Source organism: Delftia sp., from assembly GCF_059499305.1.
This window is the reverse complement of record NZ_JCABYI010000030.1, coordinates 308403-329389: the sequence shown is the minus strand read 5'-3', so window position 1 is coordinate 329389 and position 20987 is coordinate 308403. Positions and strand designations below refer to the sequence as shown.

The window sequence follows — 20987 nt, the reverse complement described above, 5'->3', positions numbered from 1 at the left end:
TGCCATGCCTGAGCCGCAACCGCGCATCGCCCTGCTGATCGACGCCGACAACGCGCCGGCCGAGATGATCGACGAGATCCTGACCGAGCTGTCGACCTTCGGCGTCATCGACATCCGCCGCGCCTACGGCAACTGGACCAAGCATTCGCTCAGCGGCTGGCAGCGCAAGCTGCTGGATTTCGCACTGCGGCCCATGCAGCAGTTCGACTACTCCAAGCACAAGAACGCCACCGACATGGCGATGACCGTGGACGCCATGGAGCTGCTCTACACCGAGCGGCCCGACGCCTTCGGCATCGTCTCCTCCGACGCCGACTTCACCCCGCTGGTGATGCACCTGCGCTCCAAGGGCGCGGCCGTCTACGGCTTCGGCATGGCGCAGACACCCCAGCCCTTCGTCAATGCCTGCTCGCGCTTCCTGTACCTGGAAGCGCTGGGCGAGGCGGCGCCAGCCAACGGCAATGGCCAGGACGCCGCGCATGAGGCAAGCCAGGCGGCGGTGCCGCCCGTGGCTGCATCGGCCGCCGCCGCGCCCCAGCCGCCCAACGGCGCCGGCAAGGAACGCGCGCCGGCCCAGGCCGAGCAGGCACCTGCCTCCTTGTCGGTTCCCGAGCCGCAGCGCCCCTGCCTGCGCGTTCCTTCGCAGGAGCTGCGCCAGGACACGCGCCTGTTGAACATGCTGCGCAGCGCCGTCAACGCCACGCAGGACGAAAGCGGCTGGGCCCATGTGGGCGCCGTGGGCGCGCAGATCGGCAACAAGGCCTCGTTCGATGCGCGCAACTACGGCTATGCCACGCTCACCAAGCTGCTGGCGGCCACGCAGGCCTTCGAGATGCGCGACGAAGGCACCTCGCGCGTGGCCGTGCGTGACAAGCGCCTGGCCAAGGCGCAGTCCAGGCCGTCCGGCAATTGACGTTTCCCATCGACTGGAATGCGCCCTGGCTGCAGGGGCTGCAAACGCAGGGCAGGGCGGCCTGCCTGCAGGTGGCGCAGGGCCGGCCGGTCTGGCAGGCCTTGCAGTCACTGGCCGACGCACAGGCGCTGCCCTGGCGCTTTGTGCCCCAGCACGATCTGCCCGAAGGCATGGCCTACGAGCAATTCATCTTCGAGACGCACTGCATTCCCACGCGCGACAACCTGCATGACTTCTTCAACGGCCTGATCTGGCTGCGCTGGCCTGCGCTCAAGCAGCGCTGCAATGCCCTGCAGGCCGGCGCCATTGCCCAGGCGGGCGTGGGCGCGCAGCGCGGGCCGCTGCGCGATGCCGTCACCGTGCTGGACGAGAACGGCGCCCTGCTGCTGGCGCCGGCCGCGCTGTGCGAGGCGCTGCGCCACCGGCGCTGGCACCAGCTCTTCGTGGAGCGGCGCGCGCTGTGGCGCCAGGCCAGGCTGCTGCCCATAGGCCATGCGCTGCTGGAAAAGCTGGTGCAGCCGCGCAAGCCCATCACGGCCCATGTGCTGTGCGTGCACACGGATGGTGCAGGCGCCACGCCGGCTTCTGGCGCAGCGGATATCGACGCCTGGCTGGCCGGCAGCATCTGGCTGGAGGCCGACACCCTGGCGTGCAAGCCTTTTGCGCCCTTGCCGGTGCTGGGCGTGCCCGGCTGGTGGCGCGAAAACGAGAACTTTTCCTTCTATGATGACTCTCTCGTGTTCCGGGCGCCCCGTTCCGTACAAGCATCACAACAAGGAATGACAACGGCGCAGGACCCGGCTTGAAAACAGCCGGTGCGGCCCTCACTTTTCAACGCTGCAGGGCCCAGATCCTTCCCCCTTTCCCCACTTTGTGGAGAACCCACTGATGAAACGCATCGCACTTTTTCTATTGACCAACGTCGCCGTCGTGGTGGTGCTGGGCATCGTCGCCAGCCTGCTGGGCGTCAACCGCTTCCTGACCTCCAATGGCCTGAACCTCGGGGCCCTGCTGGGCTTCGCCTTCATCATGGGCTTTGGCGGCGCCATCATCTCGCTGCTGATCTCCAAGCCGCTGGCCAAGTGGAGCTCGGGCGTGCACGTGATCAATGAGCCGCGCAACGCCGATGAGGCCTGGATCGTCAACACCGTGCGCGGCTTCGCCGACCGTGCCGGCATCGGCATGCCCGAAGTCGGCATCTACGAGGGCGAGCCCAATGCCTTCGCCACCGGCGCCTTCAAGAACTCGGCCCTGGTGGCCGTGTCCACGGGCCTGCTGGAAGGCATGACGCGCGAAGAGGTGGAGGCCGTCATCGGCCACGAGGTCGCCCACATCGCCAATGGCGATATGGTGACCATGACCCTGATCCAGGGCGTGATGAACACCTTCGTGGTCTTCCTGTCGCGCGTCATCGGCTATGCCGTGGACAGCTTCCTGCGCAAGAACGACGAAAGCAGCTCGGGCCCCGGCATCGGCTACTACGTGACCACCATCGTGCTGGACATCGTGCTGGGCTTCCTGGCCGCCATCATCGTGGCCTGGTTCTCGCGCCAGCGCGAATTCCGCGCCGACGCGGGTGCCGCCCAGCTCATGGGCCGCAAGCAGCCCATGATGAACGCCCTGGCCCGCCTGGGCGGCATGCACCCCGGCGAGCTGCCCAAGAGCGTGGCCGCCATGGGCATTGCCGGTGGCATCGGCAAGCTGTTCTCGACCCACCCGCCGATCGAAGAGCGCATTGCCGCGCTGCAAAACGCGCAGAACCTCTGATTCAGGATCAGGTTCGACACGCTGGAGCCTGTCCAGTGGGGCCCGGTCATCGACTGGGCTCCGCTTTCCGAAGCCCCATCAGAAATGCTTGTCCGGTGCTGCATTTATGCGAATGTAGTAACGTACAAGCATTTTCTTTGACGGAGGTGCGTCATGCAGATTTCGACCTTCAGCAGCCGTGAATTCAACCAGCATGTTTCCGCTGCCAAGAAAGCGGCCAGTGGTGACGACGTGGTCTACATCCTGGACCGGGGGCAACCTGCCCACGTGCTGATGAGCATTGAGAAATTCCGTGAACTGTCGGGGCAGACTCGGAACATTCTTCAATTGCTGGCCATGCCCGAGGCCGCCGATATCGATTTCGACATTGAGCGCGCGAAGGATTTGCCGCGCACAGTGGACCTGTCCTGATGTATCTGTTGGACTCCAACATCGTTTCCGAACTGCGCAAGGCATCGTCCGGCCGCGCGAACGATGGCGTTGTGGCCTGGGCGCAATCGGTCGCGGCCGAGTCCCTTTTCATCAGCGCGATCACGCTGATGGAGCTGGAGAAAGGCGTGCAGTTGAAAGCCCGGCAAGACCCGGCTGCCGGGCAGGTGCTGCGCCGCTGGCTGGTGGAACGCGTGTTCACGGCCTTTCAGGGACGTGTGCTGCCAGTGGATGCGATGGTGGCCATGGAAAACGCGGCCTACCACGTGCCTGCGCCGCGGCCGCTGGCCGACAGCCTGATCGCGGCCACGGCGAAGGTGCATGGCTTGTGCGTGGTCACCCGCAACATCAAGGACTTCGAGCCGTTCCAAGTTCATGGAGTGCGCGTCTTGAACCCTTGGATGTAGGGCCCGTCTCAACCCCACGTACAGCCAGACTTGATCTTTACCCAGGCTTCACAAGCCCCTGTCAACAACCGGCAGGGGCTTTTTCGTTGTATCTGCATGGCCGTACTAAGCGCGGCCAGGAGTGCATCGTGAAGCCTGTATTCATTCAAACGCCGGGCCGTCGCCTGGTTCCGGCCCTGGTCCTGGCTGCCGCTGCGGTGGCGTTGACCGGCTGCGTGGTGGCGCCTGCCTATCCCGTAGGTCCTTCGGGCGAGGTGGTCTATGCGCCCATGGCGCCGCCGCCGGTGCAGACCGAGGTCATTCCGGTCGCTCCCTCGCCGGTCCATGTCTGGATCGGCGGCTCCTGGGGCTGGGGTGGCGGCCGTTATGCCTGGCGTCCTGGTTATTGGGCGGCGCCGCCGCATCCCGGCTATGCCTGGCGCCCGCACCGCTGGGACCATGGGCCGCGCGGCTGGTACCAGCGTCCCGGCGGCTGGTATCGCCGCTGAGTCAGGTGGCGGCGGCGTCGGCGCTGCCACCCTGGCCGGCCTTGGCCAGCAGGAAGTCGATGCAGGTGCGCACGGCCCGCGTCTGGTGGCGGTCGGGCAGGTACAGCAGGTACATGTGGGTGCCGAAGATGCTCAGGCGGTACTCCTGCAGGGTCAGCACCACCTCGCCGCTGGCCACCTTGTCCTGCACCACGTAGTCGGGCACCAGGCCCACGCCCAGGCCCGCCAGAATGCCCTGGCGCAGGAAGGGGAAGTGCTCGGAGATCATGGTCGGCGCCAGCAGCACCTCCTGGCGGTCCGTTCCCTGGTAGGCCGACAGGCGCAGCTGGCGGCCCATCACGCCGGCCGTGATCAGCGGGCTGTTGCGCAGCTCGTACAGCGTGGCGGGCAGGCCGTGCTGCTGCGCATACTCGCGTGAGGCGCAGGCCACGTAGTGCACATTGCCCAGGCTGCGCGCAATCACCGACAGCGGCGGCTCCTGGATCACGCGGATGGCGATGTCCACCTCGTCGCGCAAATGGTCGGCCCGGTTCTCGAACAGCACATCCAGCACGATGGCCGGATACAGCCGCTTGAACTCGATCAGCCAGTCGCTCATCACGATCTGTCCATAGCCGCTGGGCACGCTCAGCCCCACGCGCCCTGCCATCCCCTGGCCCAGCGACGTGATCGTCTCGCGCGCCGACATCATCTCGTTCTGGATCGCGCGGCCATGCTCGTACATCCGCATCCCCACCTCGGTAGGCTCCACGCGCCGCGTGGTGCGCCGCACCAGCTGCACCCCCACCGATTTTTCCAGCTGCGTCAGGTGATAGCTCACATTGGCCCGCGTCATCTTCAGCTTGCGCGCCGCCTGGCTCAGATTGCCGCTATCGATGATTTCCACCAGCAGGGTCAGCGAGTTCAGATCCATAGGTATGTCCAGATACTTTGCTTCGCCCACAGCCTATGAAACTGGCGCGCTCCAAAGCCAGGGGCAGCGAGGAAGGGCCTACGCCGGCCGCGCCGCCCCGCACCGAGGCTGTCGTCCCCCTCCCTTGCGAAGCAAGCAGAGAGGGGGAAGGCGCGCAAGCGCCTCAGGGGGTGTTCAACACTGTCAAATACGTTTTTACAGTCTGTCAATCATTCATGGGATTGTAAAGAACCATTGTCGTGGCAAGAATGGATGTTTTGAGTGGAAAACCCAAGTTCGGAGACATGCAGATGAGCGAACAAGCCCAGGCTTCCGTGGTCCAGACCCGCCTTGACGGCGCCGTGCTGGTGGTCAGCATCAACAACCCCCCCGTGAATGCCCTGGGCCAGGCCGTGCGCGCCGGCCTGCTGGCTGCCGTGGAGCAGGCCGAATCGGATGCCGCCGTCAAGGCCGTGCTCATCGTGGGTGAGGGCAAGGCCTTCATCGCCGGAGCAGACATCCGCGAATTCGGCAAGCCCGCCATGCCGCCCTCGCTGCCCGAGGTGCTCAATCGTCTCGAAGCCTCCGACAAGATCGTGGTCGCCGCCATCCATGGCCCGGCCTTGGGCGGCGGCCTGGAAGTGGCCATGTCGGCCCACTATCGCCTGGCTTTGCCGGCTGCCAAGCTCGGCCTGCCCGAAGTCAACCTGGGCCTGCTGCCCGGCGCTGGCGGCACGCAGCGCGCACCGCGCCTGATGGGCGTGAAGGCGGCCGCCGACCTCATGCTCAGCGGCAAGCACCTGTCGGCCAAGGCCGCGCTCGCCGCCGGCCTGGTGGACAAGCTGGTGGACGGCACGGATGCCACGGCCGCAGGCCTGGCATACACCAACGAACTGCTGGCAACCAATACCGCGCCGCGCCGCACGCGTGACATTGAAATCGCCGACAAGGCTGCTGCCCTGGCCGAACTCGACGCACTGGCCGCCGACACCGCCAAGAAGAGCCGCGGCCTGTTCTCGCCGCTGAAGATCGTGGAATGCGTGCGCGCCGCCGTGGAGCTGCCCTTCGACGAAGGCATCGCCAAGGAGCGTGCCCTGTTCGTGGAATGCCTGAACAGCCCGCAGCGCGCCGGCCTGATCCACGCCTTCTTCGCCGAGCGCGAAACCGCCAAGATTCCCGAAGCCAAGGCCGCTGCGCCGCGCCACTTTGCCAAGATCGCCGTCATCGGCGGCGGCACCATGGGCGCCGGCATCACGGTGTCCGCGCTGGACGCGGGCCTCACGGTGACCATGATCGAGCGCGACGCCGAGTCCATCGCGCGCGGCCAGGCCAATGTGGAGAAGGTCTACAACGGCCTGATCGCCAAGGGCCGCATGACCGAGGAGGCCAAGGCCGCCGTCATGGCGCGCTACACGCCCAGCACCTCCTATGACGACATCAAGGATGTGGACCTGGTGATCGAGGCCGTGTTCGAGGACCTCGAAGTCAAGAAGGCCGTGTTCAAGGAACTGGACCGCGTCTGCAAGCCCGGCGCCGTGCTGGCCACCAACACCTCCTACCTGGACATCGACGCCATTGCCGCCGCCACCTCGCGCCCGCAGGACGTGATCGGCCTGCACTTCTTCAGCCCCGCCAACATCATGAAGCTGCTGGAGATCGTGGTGCCCGCCAAGGTGGCGCCCGACGTGGTGACCACGGCCTTCGAGCTGGCCAAGCGCATGAAGAAGGTGCCCGTGCGCGCCGGCGTCTGCGACGGCTTCATCGGCAACCGCATCCTGGCCGTCTACAAGCAGGCTGCCGACTACATCATGGAAGACGGCGCCAGCCCCTACGAGATCGACGAGGCCGTGCGCGGCTTCGGCTACCCGATGGGCCCGTTCCAGGTCACCGACCTGGCCGGCGGCGACATCGGCTGGGCCACGCGCAAGCGGCGGCGCGCGGCGGCACTGGAATCGGGCGATCCCAAGGCCCGCTACGTCGAAGTGGCCGACCGCGTCTGCGAGCGCGGCTGGTTCGGCCAGAAGACGGGCCGTGGCTTCTACCTCTACCCGCAGGGCGCACGCGTCGGCCAGCCCGACCCCGAAGTGCTGGCCATCGTCGATGCCGAGCGCGCCAAGAAGGGCGTGACGCCGCGCCAATTCACCCCTGAGGAAATCATGCGCCGCTACATGGCCGCCATGGTCAACGAAGGCGCCAAGGTGGTGGAGGAGGGCATTGCCCTGCGCCCGCTGGATGTGGACGTGACCTTCCTGTCCGGCTACGGCTTCCCGCGCTTTCGTGGCGGCCCCATGAAGTGGGCCGACATGCAAGGTCTGGACAAGGTGCTGGCCGACATCCGCGAATTCGCCAAGGAAGACGCGCTGTTCTGGAAGCCCGCTCCCCTGCTCGAAAAGCTCGTGGCAGAAGGCCGCGATTTCGAAAGCCTGAACAAGGCAGCGTAACTGATCACCCCCTGAGCCGCTGCGCGGCTTCCCCCTCTCTCGCTACGCGGGAGGGGGACGACACCCTCGGTGTGGGGTGGCGCGGCCGGCGTAGGCCCTTCCTCGGTGTCCCCGACTGGGCCGCGCCGGCAACAAGTAATAGAAATTCCCAAGAGACAAGCAAGGACCGACCATGCGCGAAGCCGTCATCGTTTCCACTGCCCGCACGCCCCTGACCAAGTCGCACCGCGGCGAGTTCAACGTCACGCCCGCCGCCCAGCTGGCGGCCTTCTCGGTCAAGGCCGCGGTCGAGCGCTCGGGCATCGACCCGGCCATGATCGAGGACCTGATCCTGGGCTGCGGTAACCCCGACGGCTTCCAGGGCCGCAACCTGGGCCGCCAGACCGTGCTGCGCGCCGAGCTGCCCCTGTCCATCGCGGGCACGACCATCACGCGCTTTTGCGCCTCGGGCCTGCAGTCCATCGCCATCGCGGCGGGCCGCATCGTGGCCGAGGGCGTGGACGCCATGCTGGCCGGCGGCGTCGAGACCATCTCGGGCATCCGCCCCGGCAACAACCTGCCCACCGACATGGACCCCTGGCTGGTCGAGCACAAGCCCGCGCTGTACATGGCCATGATCGACACGGCCGACATCGTGGCGCGCCGCTACGGCATCAGCCGCGAGGACCAGGACGCCTTCTCGCTGCAAAGCCAGCAGCGCACGGCCGCCGCCCAGGCCGCCGACCTGTTCAAGGACGAAATCATTGCCTGCGCCACGCGCATGGCCGAGAAGAACAAGGACACGGGCGAGATCACCTACCGCGACGTGGTCGCCACCAAGGACAACTGCAACCGCGCCTCCACCACGTTGGAAGGCCTGGCCAAGCTGGAACCCGTCAAGGGCCCGGACCAGTTCATCACGGCCGGCAATGCCTCGCAGCTGTCCGATGGATCGTCGGCCTGCGTGCTGATGGAAGCCAGGCAGGCCGAGCGCCTGGGCCTGTCCCCGCTGGGCGCCTTCCGCGGCTTTGCCGTGGCCGGCTGCGAGCCTGACGAAATGGGCATCGGCCCCGTCTTCGCGGTCCCCAAGCTGCTGGCACGCCACGGCCTCAAGGTCGAGGACATCGACCTTTGGGAACTCAACGAGGCCTTCGCCTCCCAGGCCCTGTACTGCCAGCGCAAGCTGGGCATTCCCAACGAGCGCCTGAACGTCAACGGCGGCGCCATCTCCATCGGCCACCCCTTCGGCATGACGGGTGCGCGCCTGGCGGGCCACATCCTGCTGGAAGGCCGGCGCCGCAAGGCCCGGGACGCGTCAGTCAAGTGGGGCGTGGTCACCATGTGCATCGCAGGTGGCATGGGCGCCGCAGGCCTGTTCGAAATTTATTGAGGACACAGCAATGGATTTGCAATTTACGACTGAAGAACTGGCCTTCCGCGACGAGGTTCGCGGCTTCCTCAAGGACAAGCTGCCCGAGGACCTGTCGCACAAGGTCAAGAACGGCCTGCAGCTGACCAAGCAGGACATGGAGCGCTGGCACGCCATCCTCAACGAGCGCGGCTGGCTGGCCAACCACTGGCCCGAGCAGCACGGCGGCCCGGGCTGGAGCGCGGTGCAGAAATTCATCTTCGAGCATGAATGCGCGCTGGCAGGCACGCCGCGCATCGTGCCCTTCGGGCTGAGCATGCTGGGCCCCGTCCTGATCAAGTACGGCAACGAGGCGCAGAAGGCCCACTGGCTGCCGCGCATCCTCAATGGCGCCGACTGGTGGTGCCAGGGCTATTCGGAGCCGGGTTCGGGTTCGGACCTGGCCTCGGTCAAGACGTCGGCCGTGCGCGATGGCGATCACTACATCGTCAACGGCCAGAAGACCTGGACCACGCTGGGCCAGCACGCCAACATGATCTTCTGCCTGGTGCGCACCAACCGCGAGGCCAAGGCGCAGCAGGGCATCAGCTTCCTGCTGGTGGACATGAACTCGCCCGGCGTGGAAGTGCGCCCCATCATCACGCTGGACGGCGAGCACGAGGTCAACGAAGTCTTCTTCACCGACGTCAGGGTGCCCGTGGAAAACCTGGTCGGCGAGGAGAACAAGGGCTGGACCTACGCCAAGTACCTGCTGACCTACGAGCGCACCAACATCGCGGGCGTGGGCTTCTCGGTGGCCGGCCTGGAAAAGCTCAAGGCCGTCGCCGGCCGCATGCTGCGCAACGGCAAGCCGCTGACGCAGGACCCGCTGTTCGCGGCCCGCCTGGCCAAGGTCGAGATCGACCTGGAGAACATGAAGACCACCAACCTGCGCGTGATCGCCGCCGTGGCCGGCGGCGGCGTGCCGGGCGCCGAAAGCTCCATGCTCAAGATCCGCGGCACCGAGATCCGCCAGGAAATCCTGTCCCTGGTGCGCCGCGCCATGGGACCCTACGCCGCGCCCTTCATCGAAGAGGCCCTGCAGGCCGGCTACGACCAGCCCGCCATCGGCGACGCGGCTGCCGCCACGGCCGCCGCCGCGTACTTCAACTACCGCAAGCTGTCGATCTTCGGCGGCTCCAACGAAATCCAGAAGAACATCATCTCCAAGATGATCCTCGGCCTCTGATCCGGCAAGGAAAACGGAACATGAACTTCGAACACACCGAAGACCGCCGCATGCTGGCGGACAGCCTCAACCGCTTCGTCTCCGAGCAGTACGCCATCGAGGCGCGCAACCACGTCGCCTATGGCGAGGAAGGCCACAGCCCGCTGCTGTACGGGCAGTTCGCGGACATCGGCGCCATCGGCGCGCTGTTCCCGGAAGACGCTGGCGGCTTTGGCGGGCAGGGCTTCGACATCAGCGTGGTCTTCGAATGCCTGGGCCGCGGCCTGGTGGCCGAGCCGCTGCTGGGCGCCCTGGTCGTGGGCCAGGCCCTGATCGCGGCCGGCAGCGATGCGCAAAAGGAACAGCTGGCAGCCATCATCGGCGGCACGTCCATCGCGGCCCTGGCCCATGACGAGCCCGGCAGCCACTACGAGCTCAACAACGTCGCCACCACGGCCGTGCGCAGCGGCGACGGCTGGGTGCTGAACGGCGCCAAGGGCGTGGTCGCCTTCGGCGAGAAGGCCGACCTGCTGCTGGTCTCGGCCCGCACCTCGGGCAGCCAGTACGACGAGGCCGGCATCAGCCTGTTCCTGGTCCCCGGCAATGCCGCAGGCATCCAAAAGCGCGGCTACAACCGCATCGAAGGCGGCCGCGCGGCCGAGCTGGTGCTGGACAAGGTGCAGGTCGGCGCAGACGCCCTGCTGGGCGAAGAAGGCCGGGGCCTGTCCCTGCTGGAACGTATCAGCGGCTACGCCGTGCTGGCGCTGACCGCCGAGGCCGTGGGCGCCATGGACGTGGCCAAGGACCAGACGCTGGAGTACCTGCGCACGCGCAAGCAGTTCGGCGTGCCCATCGGCAGCTTCCAGGCCCTGCAGCACCGCATGGCCGACCTGCTGCTGGAAGTGGAGCAGGCGCGCTCGGCCGTGATCAACGCGGCCGCCGCCATTGCGGACGAAGACCGCGTGGCGCGCGAGAAGGCCCTGTCGGCCGCCAAGTACAGCATCGGCCGCATCGGCACCCTGGTGGCCGAGGAAAGCATCCAGATGCATGGCGGCATCGGCATGACCTGGGAACTGCCCCTGGCCCACTACGCCAAGCGCCTGGTCATGATCGACCACCAGTTCGGCGACGAGGACCACCATCTGTCGCGTTACATCGCACTCGGCTCGCAACACTGAGCCAAGGAAAGCCGCCATGACCGAAGCGAACCAAGTCCTGCTGACCCGCCGCGAAGGCGCCGTGCTGGTGCTGTCCAACAACAACGTGGCCGCGCGCAATGCGCTGTCGCCCGAGTTCTACGCGGCCGTCTCGGCGGCGCTCAAGAGCGCGGCGACCGACCCCACCGTGGGCGCCGTGGTGCTCACGGGCGAGGGCGGCCACTTCTGCGCGGGCGGCGACCTGCGCCAACTGGCCAAGCGCCGCGAGCTGCCGGTGCAGGAGCGACGTGCCAAGCTCGAAGGCCTGCATGACCTGATCCGCAGCGTGCGCGACTTTCCCAAGCCCGTGATCGCTGCGGTCGAAGGCGCGGCGGCCGGCGCGGGCCTGTCGCTGGCCCTGGCCTGCGACATGCTGGTGGCGGCGAAGAACGCCGTGTTCTCGGTCGCCTACGTCAAGGTCGGCCTCACGCCCGATGGCGGCGCCACCGCCTTCCTGGCCGAGTTCGTCTCGCGCCAGGTGCTGACCGAGCTGTGCCTGACCGGCGAGCGCATCAGCGGCGAGCGCCTGCATGCCCTGGGGCCCGTCAACCGCCTGTCCGAACCGGGCCAGGCCCAGGCCGACGCCGTGGCGCTGGCCGCCCAGGTGGCCACCGGCCCCGACCAGGCCATGGCCCTGATCAAGGACCTGTGCCGCCAGGCGCCGCGCAACACGCTGGAAGAGCAGCTGGAGCTGGAGGCGCAGTACATGGTGCGCTCGCAGGAGAGCGAGGAATCGCGCGAAGGCATTGGCGCCTTCCTCGAAAAGCGCGCTGCCGACTTCACCAAGCTGCGCGGCTGAAACCGCTCAAGACCTAAAAGACTTTCCAAGGAGACAACGCACATGGCCGACAGCCACAACGATCAGAACCAGGACATCGACTTCCCGCTGGAGGGTGTGCGCGTGCTCGACCTCTCGCGCGTGTTCGCGGGGCCGCTGTGCGGCATGGTGCTGGCCGACTTCGGCGCCGAAGTGGTCAAGGTCGAGCACCCGGGCCGCGGCGACGATACGCGCGACTGGGGCCTGCGCATCGGCAAGACCGAGACCACCTACTACAACAGCATGAACCGCAACAAGCGGTCCATCACGCTGGACCTGCAGACCCCCGAGGGCGTGAAGATCGTCCACGACCTGCTGCCCCAGTTCGACGTGGTCATCCACAACTTCAAGACCGGCGGCGCCGAGAAGCTGGGCCTGGGCTACGAACAGCTCAAGGCCATCAAACCCGGCATCATCTACTGCGCCGTGGCCGGCTATGACAGCAGCGGCCCCGAGGCCAAGCGCCCCGGCTACGACCTGGTCATCCAGGGCGAGGCCGGCCTCATGGCGCTCAACGGCGAGGCCGGCACGCCGCCGCTCAAGTTCGGCGTGGCCGTGGTCGATCTCATGACCGGCATGTATGCGGCCCAGGCCATCCTGGCCGCGCTGTTCCGCCGCGAGCGCACGGGCAAGGGCCGCCTCATCGAGATGGCGCTGTACGACAGCGGCATCATGATCACCGGCTACTACGGCCTGGATGCCATGCAGCTGGGCCATGACCCCGAGCGCTACGGCAATGCCCACCCCTCCATCGTTCCCTACGGCATGTACGAGGCGGCCGACGGCCCGCTGATCATCGCCGTGGGCAACAACGCCCAGTTCGACAAGTTCTGCCGCCAGGTGGTGATGCGCCCCGACATCGTCGAGGACGAGCGTTTCTCCACCAACGTCAACCGCGCCAAGAACCGCCTGGAGCTGGGCCCCATGCTCAAGGAACTGATCCGCTCCTTCCCGCGCGATCTGCTGCTGGAGCGCCTGACGGCCGCCGGCATTCCCTGCGGCCGTGTGGCCGGCCTGCACGAGGCCCTGACCAGCGAGCGCACGCGCCGTGGCGGCCTGCTGCGTGACATGCCCCACCCCGTGGTCGGCACCACGCCCGTGTTCGCGCCGCCCTACCGCCTGGACGGCCAGCGCCTGCCCATACGCCATGCACCGCCCACGCTGGGCGAGGGCACGCGCGAGGTGCTGCACCGGCTGCTGAGCATGAGCGACGAGCAGCTGCAGCAGCTGCAGTCCAAGGGCGTGCTGACCCTGCCCGAGACCCCCGCGCAACAGGGATAAGAGGACCGATCACGCGACTGATTCCACGGGGGCCATTGATGCCCGGCTCCCGACCCGCCAGGTTTGCATGCCGCACCAAGACGGCACCCATAGACAGCAACACCCAGGAGACAAAGCCATGAGCAACCAAGTCACACGCCGCGACATTCTTCAAGGGCTGGCCGCCATCGGCGGCACCAGCCTGCTGGCCACGGGCGCCACCAGCGCCCTCGCACAGGCCGGCAAGCCGGCCGCGTGGCCCACCAAGCCCATCCGCGTGGTCGTGCCCTTCAACGCGGGCGGCGCCACCGACATCATTGCGCGCACCATCGGCGAGGCCCTGGCCAGGCGCGTGGGCCAGCCCGTGGTCATCGACAACCGCGCGGGCGCGGCCGGCATCCTGGGCACGGACGCCGTGGTCAAGGCGCCCGCCGACGGCCACACCCTGCTGGTCTCGCTCAGCACCTCCATGCTGATCAACCAGTTCCTCTACACCAAGCTGCCCTACAACCCGCAAAAGGACATCGCCCTGGTCACCCAGATCGCGGCGGCGCCCGTCACCCTGGTGGTCCACCCCTCGGTGCCGGCCAACAACATGAAGGAACTGCTGGCCTACGTGAAGGCCAACAAGGGCAAGCTCTCGTACGGCTCCTGGGGCGTGGGCTCGTATGCCCATCTGGCCGGTGCCTACATGAGCAAGACCATGGACGCCGACATGACCCACGCCGCCTACAAGGGCGAGGCGCCCATGATCCAGGAGCTGATCGGCGGCCAGCTGCAGATGTGCTTTTCCAGCGCGCTCAACACCAAGCCCTTCATCGACTCGGGCAAGCTCAAGGCCATCGGCGTCACCGGCAAGGAGCGCATGGAAATCCTGCCCAAGCTGCCCACCATCCATGAACAGGGCGTCACCGACGACGCCTACGCCATCTACGGCTGGGTGGCCATGGGCGCGCCGGCCGGCGTGCCCAAGGAGATCGTGGACCAGCTCTACGGCCACCTGCGCGAAATCGCCAAGGACCCCAAGGTGCTGGAGCGCACCGTGGGCGCAGGTTTCATGCCGCTGATGAACAGCCCGCAGGCCTTCCGCGAGAACTACCAGCGCGACATGCCCATCTGGAAGGCGCTGGTGGAAGAAGCCGGCGCGAAGCTTGATTGATTTTTCCGGCCCGCGGCAGCGGGCCGCCACCGACGACTGCTGAGACAGCTTTGAGAGGAGACTTCATGTACACGCGCAATCCCGCATCCCCGGCACGCCCCACGCGGCGCAGCGTTCTGGCCCTGGCCGCAGCCCCGCTGCTGGCCGGCCTGGCCGGCGGCGCCCTGGCCGAGACCGGCTGGCCCAGCAAGATGCTGCGGCTGGTCGTTCCCTTCCCGGCGGGCGGCCCCACCGACACGGCATCGCGCATCGTGGGCCAGAAGCTGGGCGAGCGCCTCAAGCAGACCGTGGTGGTGGAAAACCGCCCTGGCGCCTCCGGCTCCATCGCGGCCGTGCAGGTCGCCAAGAGCCCGGCCGACGGCTACACGCTGATGATGCTGGCCACGCCCACGCTGCTGGCGCCGCACCTGTACAAGAAGGCCGGCTACGACACCGTCAAGGACTTCACGCCCGTGGCCACGGTCTATGACCTGCCCATCGTCATCGTGGTCAACCCCACGCTGCTGCCCGACGTCACCGACCTCAAGAGCCTGATCGCCCACGCCAAGGCGCAGAAGGTCGCGCTCAACTACACCAGCTCGGGCGCCGGCAGCTTCGGCCACCTGAGCATGGAGCTGCTCAAGCAGATGGCCGGCTTCGACATGCAGCACGTGCCCTACAAGGGCGGCGTGCCCGCCATCACCGACACCATCGGCGGCCAGGTGCCCATCATGTATGCCGACCTCGTGGCCGCGCTGCCCCACATCCAGGCCGGCAAGCTGCGCGCCATCGCCGTGGGATCGCCCCAGCGCGTGGCCATGCTGCCCGACACCAAGACCATTGCCGAGCAGGGCATCAAGGGCTACGACGCCGTCTCCTGGGGCGGCCTGCTGGCGCCCAAGGGTAGCCCCAAGGCCGTGGTCGACCGCATCGCCAGCGAAGTGCAGCAGATCCTGGCCGACAAGGACATCCAGGAAAAGCTGCTCAACGCAGGCGCCATCGCCGCCTACCAGAACCCCGCCCAGCTGGGCCAGCGCATCCAGCAGGACTACACGCGCTGGGGCCAGCTGATCCGCGACAAGGGCATTGCAGTGGAGTGACAACGACATGAAGACACGCATCACCGAACTCTTTGGCATCGAGCATCCCATCATCCAGGGGGGCATGCACCATGTGGGCCTGGCCGAGCTGGCCGCCGCCGTCTCCAACGCGGGCGGCCTGGGGCTGATCACGGGCCTGACCCAGCGCACGCCCGAGCTGCTGGCGCGCGAGATCGCGCGCTGCCGCGAGATGACGGACAAGCCCTTCGGCGTCAACCTGACCTTCCTGCCCTCGGTCAACCCGCCCGACTACCCGGGCTACGTCAAGGCCATCATCGAAGGCGGCGTCAAGGTCGTGGAGACGGCGGGCAACAACCCGCAGAAATGGCTGCCCGCGCTCAAGGAAGCCGGCATCAAGGTCATCCACAAGTGCACCTCGGTGCGCCATGCGCTCAAGGCCGAGGCCATCGGCTGCGACGCCATCAGCGTGGACGGCTTCGAATGCGGCGGCCATCCGGGCGAGGACGACATCCCCAATTTCATCCTGCTGCCGCGCGCGGCCGAAGAACTGAAGATTCCCTTCGTCGCCTCGGGCGGCATGGCCGACGGCCGCTCGCTGGTGGCTGCGCTGGCGCTGGGCGCCGAGGGCATCAACATGGGCACGCGCTTCATCGCCACCCAGGAAGCGCCCGTGCACGACAACGTCAAGCAGGCCATCGTCGCGGCCAGCGAGCTGGACACGCGCCTGGTCATGCGCCCGCTGCGCAACACCGAGCGCGTGCTGACCAACCCGGCCACCGAGCGCCTGCTGCAAAAGGAGCGCGAGCTGGGCGCGGCCATCACCTTCGCCGACATCGCGCCCGAGGTGGCCGGCGTCTATCCGCGCATCATGCATGACGGCGACATGGACGCAGGCGTCTGGTCCTGTGGCATGGTGGCCGGCCTGATCAACGACGTGCCCACGGTCCAGCAGCTGATCTCCGGCATCATGGACCAGGCCCATGCACTGATCAACGAGCGGTTGGCCGGCCTGGCCCGCTGACCGCCCATCTTCACAGGGCTTACGCAAACAGGATGCGACAACGTGCTGCGCCCCATGGCAAGCCGCTTGCCTTGTTCCTTCTTGCGTAGGTCGTACTTCAAAAACCAGGAAAGAGCTTTCTCATGAAAATCCTTGTACCCGTCAAACGTGTCGTGGACTACAACGTGAAGGTCCGCGTGAAGTCGGACGGCACGGGCGTGGACATCGCCAACGTCAAGATGAGCATGAACCCCTTTGACGAAATCGCCGTCGAAGAAGCCGTTCGCCTCAAGGAAAAGGGCGTGGTCACCGAAGTCATCGCCGTCTCCTGCGGCGTGGCCCAGTGCCAGGAAACCCTGCGCACGGCCATGGCCATCGGTGCCGACCGCGGCATCCTGGTGGAGACCACCGAGGAACTGCAGCCCCTGGCCGTCGCCAAGCTGCTCAAGGCCCTGGTGGACAAGGAGCAGCCTGGCCTGATCATCCTGGGCAAGCAGGCCATCGACGACGATGCCAACCAGACCGGCCAGATGCTGGCGGCCCTGGCCGACCTGCCCCAGGCCACCTTCGCCTCCAAGGTCGAAGTCGCTGGCGACAAGGTGAATGTCACGCGTGAAGTGGACGGCGGCCTGGAAACCCTGGCCCTGAGCCTGCCGGCCGTCATCACCACCGACCTGCGCCTGAACGAGCCGCGCTACGTCACGCTGCCCAACATCATGAAGGCCAAGAAAAAGCAGCTGGACACCGTCAAGCCTGAAGAGCTGGGCGTCGATGTCGCCCCGCGCCTGAAGACGCTCAAGGTGGCCGAGCCCGCCAAGCGCGGCGCTGGCGTGAAGGTGCCCGATGTGGCGACCCTGGTCAGCAAGCTCAAGAACGAAGCCAAGGTCATCTAAAGGAATTCGCAGACATGACATCCCTCGTTATTGCAGAACACGACAACGCTTCCATCAAGAGCGCCACGCTCAACACCGTCACTGCGGCCCTGGCCTGCGGCGGCGACGTGCATGTGCTGGTGGCAGGCGAGAATGCCGGCGCCGCTGCGCAGGCTGCGGCCCAGATCGCCGGCGTTGCCAAGGTCATCCACGCCGACGGCGCCAGCCTGAAGGACGGCCTGGCCGAGAACATCGCAGCGCAAGTGCTGGCGATTGCCTCGAACTACAGCCACATCCTGTTCCCTGCCACCGCCAGCGGCAAGAACGCCGCGCCGCGCGTGGCCGCCAAGCTGGACGTGGCCCAGATCAGCGACATCACCAAGGTGGACAGCGCCGACACCTTCGAGCGCCCCATCTACGCAGGCAACGCCATTGCCACGGTGCAAAGCAGCGACAAGGTCAAGGTCATCACCGTGCGCGGCACGGGCTTTGACGCAGCCGCCACCACGGGCGGCAGCGCCCAGGTGGAGCAGCTGGCGGCCGCTGGCGACAGCGGCAAGAGCAGCTTCGTGGGCCGTGAAGTGACCAAGAGCGACCGCCCTGAACTGACGGCCGCCAAGATCATCGTCTCCGGCGGCCGCGCGCTGGGCAGCAGCGAGAAATTCAACGAGGTCATGACCCCGCTGGCCGACAAGCTGGGCGCCGCCATCGGCGCCAGCCGCGCAGCGGTGGACGCAGGCTATGCGCCCAATGACCTGCAGGTCGGCCAGACCGGCAAGATCGTGGCGCCCCAGCTGTACATTGCGGCCGGTATTTCCGGCGCCATCCAGCACTTGGCCGGCATGAAGGACTCCAAGGTGATCGTGGCGATCAACAAGGACCCCGAGGCACCGATCTTCTCGGTGGCCGACTACGGCCTGGAGGCCGACCTGTTCCAGGCCGTGCCCGAGCTGGTGCAGTCGCTGTAAGAATGCAAGGCGCCGCACCGGGAGGCGGTGCCAACGGGCCCGGGTGAAGTATCCGGGCCCTGGCCAGAGCGGCACACAAGGCATGTGCCCCGGCCCCACCTGGTTCAGAGATGCAGGAGACAGACATGCAGATTTCCATTGGGCGCCGCAGCCTTGCGCTTGCGGCTGTTGTCTTTGTGGCCACCACGGGCGCCAGCGCGCCGGCATGGGCCCAGGCCAGCGACTTTCCCACGCGCCCGATCACGCTGATCGTGCCCTTCCCCGCAGGCGGCTCCACCGACCGCCACATGCGCACCCTGGCCGACATCGCGGGCAAGCAGCTGGGCCAGACCATCATCGTGGAGAACAAGCCCGGCGCGGGCGGCACGCTGGGCCCGGGCAACATGTCCCGCACGGCCAAGCCCGATGGCTACACCATCACCCAGTTCCCCATGTCCATGCTGCGCATGGCGCACATGCAGAAGACGGCCTGGAACCCGGTCACGGACTTCACTTACATCATCGGCGTCTCGGGCTACACCTTCGGCTTCACGGTGCGCTCGGACTCGCCCTACAAGAGCTTCAACGAATACATTGCCGCCGCGCGCAAGAGCCCCGGCAAGATCGAGTACGGCTCCACCGGCATAGGCTCCTCGCCCCACCTGCTGATGGAGGAGCTGGCCGAGAACGCCAAGGTCACGCTCAACCACGTGCCCTTCAAGGGCAACGCCGACCTGCAGCAGGCCCTGCTGGGCGGCCACGTGGCCGCGCAAAGCGATGCCTCGGGCTGGGACACCTATGTGGATGGCGGCCAGATGCGCCTGCTCATGACCTTCGGCGAAAAGCGCACCCAGCGCTGGCCCGACGTGCCCACGGCCAAGGAGCTGGGCTATGGCGTGGTCTCCACCTCGCCCTACGGACTGGCCGGCCCCAAGGGCATGGACCCGGCCGTGGTGCGCAAGCTGCACGACGCCTTCAAGAAAGCCATGGATGACCCGCGCCACATCGAGGTGCTCAAGCAGCTGAACCAGGACGCCTGGTACCGCTCCGGCGCCGACTATGCGCAGTGGGTGCGCGAGGCCTATGCCAAGGACAAGGTCCTGATCGACCGCCTGGGCCTGGCCGCCAAGTAGGCCTGTCCTCCAATGCGCCCGCAGGGCCAGGGGGCTGGCGGGCGCAGTCCGCTTGAGATTCGTGAATTCGTGAAACGGAGTTCCTCATGACTGTCTCCCTGCCTTCGCCCGATGCGCCCTTCACCACGCTGGCCGAGCTGATCCGCAGCCACGCGCGCCAGCAGCCTGCCCATGCCGCGCTGCGCGACGACCAGCAGACGCTGAGCTACGCGCAGCTCGACGCCCTCATGGACCGCGTGGCCGCCGCGCTGCAGCGCGACGGCGTGCAGCCTGGCCAGGCGATTGCCATCTGCGCGTTGAACTCGGTGCGCTATGCCGCGCTGTTCCTGGGCGCCTTGCGCGCGGGCGTGGTGGTTGCGCCGCTGGCGCCGTCCTCCACGGCCGACAGCCTGGCCTCCATGCTGCGCGATGCCCAGGCGCGCCACCTGTTCCTCGACAAGGCGGCCCAGGACCTGGTGCCTGCTGACAGCGCCCTGCAATGCATCTCGCTGGACGGCGCCGCTCCCGGCCGTGCCTTTGACGACTGGCTGGCGCCCGAAGGCGCGCAGCCCGCGCCCGTGAGCGTGGAGCCGGCCGCGCCGTTCAACATCATCTATTCCTCGGGCACCACGGGCACCCCCAAGGGCATCGTGCAGTCGCACGGCATGCGCTGGGCCCACATCAACCGGGGCAGCGTCTACGGCTACGGCCCCGATGGCACGACGCTGCTGGCCACGCCGCTGTACTCCAACACCACGCTGGTGGTGTTCTTCCCCACGCTGGGCAGCGGCGGCTGCGTGGTACTGATGCCCAAGTTCGACGCGGCCCGCTACCTGCAGCTGGCCCAGCAGCACCGCGTCACCCACACCATGCTGGTGCCCGTGCAGTACCAGCGCATCATGGCGCTGCCGCAGTTCGGCGAGCATGACCTGTCCAGCTTCCGCGCCAAGTTCTGCACCAGCGCGCCGTTCCGGGCCGAGCTCAAGGCCGACGTGGTGGCGCGCTGGCCCGGCAGCCTGACCGAGTTCTACGGCATGACCGAAGGCGGCGGCACCTGCATCCTCGAAGCCCATCTGCACCCGGACAAGCTGCACACCGTGGGCAAGCCCGCCGAGGGCCATGACATCCGCCTCATCGACGAGGACGGCCGCGAGGTCGCCCCGGGCGAGGATGGCGAGGTCGTGGGCCACTCTGCCAGCATGATGACCGGCTACCACGGCCAGCCCGCCAAGACGCGCGAAGCCGAATGGTTCGACCCCACGGGCAAGCGCTTCATCCGCACGGGCGACGTGGGCCGCTTCGATGCCGATGGATTCCTCACCCTGTTCGACCGCCGCAAGGACATGATCATCAGCGGCGGCTTCAACATCTACCCCAGCGACCTGGAAACCCAGCTGCGCGCCCACCCGGCCGTGGACGACGTGGCCGTGGTCGGCGTGCCGTCCGAGCAGTGGGGCGAGACGCCCGTGGCGTACGTGGTGTCGCGCGCGGGGCAGCCGGCCCTGCCCGAGGACATCATGGGCTGGTACAACCAGCGGGCCGGCAAGACCCAGCGCCTGGCGGACCTGCGCTTCATTGCCGAGCTGCCGCGCAGCGCCATCGGCAAGGTGCTCAAGCGCGAGCTGCGCGACCAGTACGCGACGGGGCGCTGAACCGGCGGATGCTTTCTCCAAACGATGTCCACCACGATGT

At 67.3% G+C, this 20987-nt stretch carries 20 protein-coding genes; 19 read left to right on the top strand and 1 reads right to left on the bottom strand.

Features of this window, described 5'->3' with window-relative positions; translation table 11 throughout:
- Positions 1 to 4 precede the first annotated feature (4 nt).
- The 6 genes from AC5I49_RS18115 (at position 5) to AC5I49_RS18090 (ending at position 4004) form a co-directional block, all read left to right on the top strand.
- Positions 5 to 913, top strand: coding sequence for an NYN domain-containing protein (locus tag AC5I49_RS18115; RefSeq protein WP_495789687.1), 909 nt, complete (start codon positions 5 to 7; stop codon positions 911 to 913).
- Positions 910 to 1719, top strand: coding sequence for a DUF3025 domain-containing protein (locus AC5I49_RS18110; protein WP_495789686.1), 810 nt, complete (start codon positions 910 to 912; stop codon positions 1717 to 1719). Before AC5I49_RS18115 ends, AC5I49_RS18110 begins: the two co-directional genes overlap by 4 nt.
- An 82-nt stretch (positions 1720 to 1801) precedes the next feature.
- Positions 1802 to 2680: a protease HtpX gene (htpX, locus tag AC5I49_RS18105; protein WP_013804154.1), complete on the top strand. Its 879-nt coding sequence runs from the start codon at positions 1802 to 1804 to the stop codon at positions 2678 to 2680.
- A 153-nt stretch (positions 2681 to 2833) separates the two neighbouring features.
- The gene (locus AC5I49_RS18100) at positions 2834 to 3091 is read left to right on the top strand and encodes a type II toxin-antitoxin system Phd/YefM family antitoxin (protein WP_034365031.1); all 258 of its coding nucleotides are present in this window, start codon (positions 2834 to 2836) and stop codon (positions 3089 to 3091) included.
- A complete protein-coding gene (locus AC5I49_RS18095; protein ID WP_034365028.1) occupies positions 3091 to 3516 on the top strand; it encodes a type II toxin-antitoxin system VapC family toxin in 426 nt (141 codons plus the stop codon). Before AC5I49_RS18100 ends, AC5I49_RS18095 begins: the two co-directional genes overlap by 1 nt.
- Positions 3517 to 3644: 128 nt before the next feature.
- Positions 3645 to 4004, top strand: a complete 360-nt coding sequence (locus AC5I49_RS18090) for a YXWGXW repeat-containing protein (protein WP_026062496.1) — start codon at positions 3645 to 3647, stop codon at positions 4002 to 4004.
- 1 nt (position 4005) lies between these two features.
- Here the strand turns inward: AC5I49_RS18090 and AC5I49_RS18085 are convergent, their stop codons facing one another.
- Entirely contained in the window at positions 4006 to 4917 is a 912-nt protein-coding gene (locus tag AC5I49_RS18085) for a LysR family transcriptional regulator (protein WP_267178189.1), read from the bottom strand.
- 290 nt (positions 4918 to 5207) lie between these two features.
- On the opposite strand from AC5I49_RS18085, the gene AC5I49_RS18080 reads away from it, so the two are divergent.
- From AC5I49_RS18080 to AC5I49_RS18020, 13 genes are all read left to right on the top strand, one after another.
- Positions 5208 to 7337 carry a 3-hydroxyacyl-CoA dehydrogenase NAD-binding domain-containing protein gene (locus AC5I49_RS18080; RefSeq protein ID WP_495789685.1) on the top strand — a complete coding sequence of 710 codons (2130 nt, stop codon included), beginning with the start codon at positions 5208 to 5210 and terminating at the stop codon, positions 7335 to 7337.
- Between the two features lie 172 nt (positions 7338 to 7509).
- The gene (locus AC5I49_RS18075) at positions 7510 to 8706 is read left to right on the top strand and encodes an acetyl-CoA C-acyltransferase (protein WP_151020248.1); all 1197 of its coding nucleotides are present in this window, start codon (positions 7510 to 7512) and stop codon (positions 8704 to 8706) included.
- A gap of 10 nt (positions 8707 to 8716) precedes the next feature.
- A complete protein-coding gene (locus AC5I49_RS18070) occupies positions 8717 to 9913 on the top strand; it encodes an acyl-CoA dehydrogenase family protein (RefSeq protein WP_016450299.1) in 1197 nt (398 codons plus the stop codon).
- Between the two features lie 20 nt (positions 9914 to 9933).
- Positions 9934 to 11070, top strand: a complete 1137-nt coding sequence (locus tag AC5I49_RS18065) for an acyl-CoA dehydrogenase family protein (protein ID WP_046240841.1) — start codon at positions 9934 to 9936, stop codon at positions 11068 to 11070.
- A 16-nt stretch (positions 11071 to 11086) separates the two neighbouring features.
- A complete protein-coding gene (locus AC5I49_RS18060; protein WP_013804147.1) occupies positions 11087 to 11887 on the top strand; it encodes an oxepin-CoA hydrolase, alternative type in 801 nt (266 codons plus the stop codon).
- 42 nt (positions 11888 to 11929) lie between these two features.
- A complete protein-coding gene (locus tag AC5I49_RS18055) occupies positions 11930 to 13186 on the top strand; it encodes a CaiB/BaiF CoA transferase family protein (RefSeq protein WP_043789948.1) in 1257 nt (418 codons plus the stop codon).
- A gap of 118 nt (positions 13187 to 13304) precedes the next feature.
- Positions 13305 to 14324, top strand: a complete 1020-nt coding sequence (locus AC5I49_RS18050; protein ID WP_016450303.1) for a Bug family tripartite tricarboxylate transporter substrate binding protein — start codon at positions 13305 to 13307, stop codon at positions 14322 to 14324.
- Between the two features lie 65 nt (positions 14325 to 14389).
- The gene (locus AC5I49_RS18045; protein WP_016450304.1) at positions 14390 to 15403 is read left to right on the top strand and encodes a Bug family tripartite tricarboxylate transporter substrate binding protein; all 1014 of its coding nucleotides are present in this window, start codon (positions 14390 to 14392) and stop codon (positions 15401 to 15403) included.
- A gap of 7 nt (positions 15404 to 15410) precedes the next feature.
- The gene (locus AC5I49_RS18040; RefSeq protein ID WP_012203331.1) at positions 15411 to 16385 is read left to right on the top strand and encodes an NAD(P)H-dependent flavin oxidoreductase; all 975 of its coding nucleotides are present in this window, start codon (positions 15411 to 15413) and stop codon (positions 16383 to 16385) included.
- Positions 16386 to 16507: 122 nt separating this feature from the next.
- Positions 16508 to 17257 (top strand): electron transfer flavoprotein subunit beta/FixA family protein, encoded by a 750-nt coding sequence (locus AC5I49_RS18035; protein ID WP_070080669.1) that lies wholly within the window; start codon positions 16508 to 16510, stop codon positions 17255 to 17257.
- A 14-nt stretch (positions 17258 to 17271) separates the two neighbouring features.
- A complete protein-coding gene (locus AC5I49_RS18030; RefSeq protein WP_495789684.1) occupies positions 17272 to 18204 on the top strand; it encodes an electron transfer flavoprotein subunit alpha/FixB family protein in 933 nt (310 codons plus the stop codon).
- A gap of 125 nt (positions 18205 to 18329) precedes the next feature.
- Positions 18330 to 19316 (top strand): tripartite tricarboxylate transporter substrate binding protein, encoded by a 987-nt coding sequence (locus AC5I49_RS18025; RefSeq protein ID WP_012203334.1) that lies wholly within the window; start codon positions 18330 to 18332, stop codon positions 19314 to 19316.
- Positions 19317 to 19402: 86 nt separating this feature from the next.
- Positions 19403 to 20947 (top strand): class I adenylate-forming enzyme family protein, encoded by a 1545-nt coding sequence (locus AC5I49_RS18020; RefSeq protein ID WP_495789683.1) that lies wholly within the window; start codon positions 19403 to 19405, stop codon positions 20945 to 20947.
- The last annotated feature ends 40 nt before the right edge of the window (positions 20948 to 20987 follow it).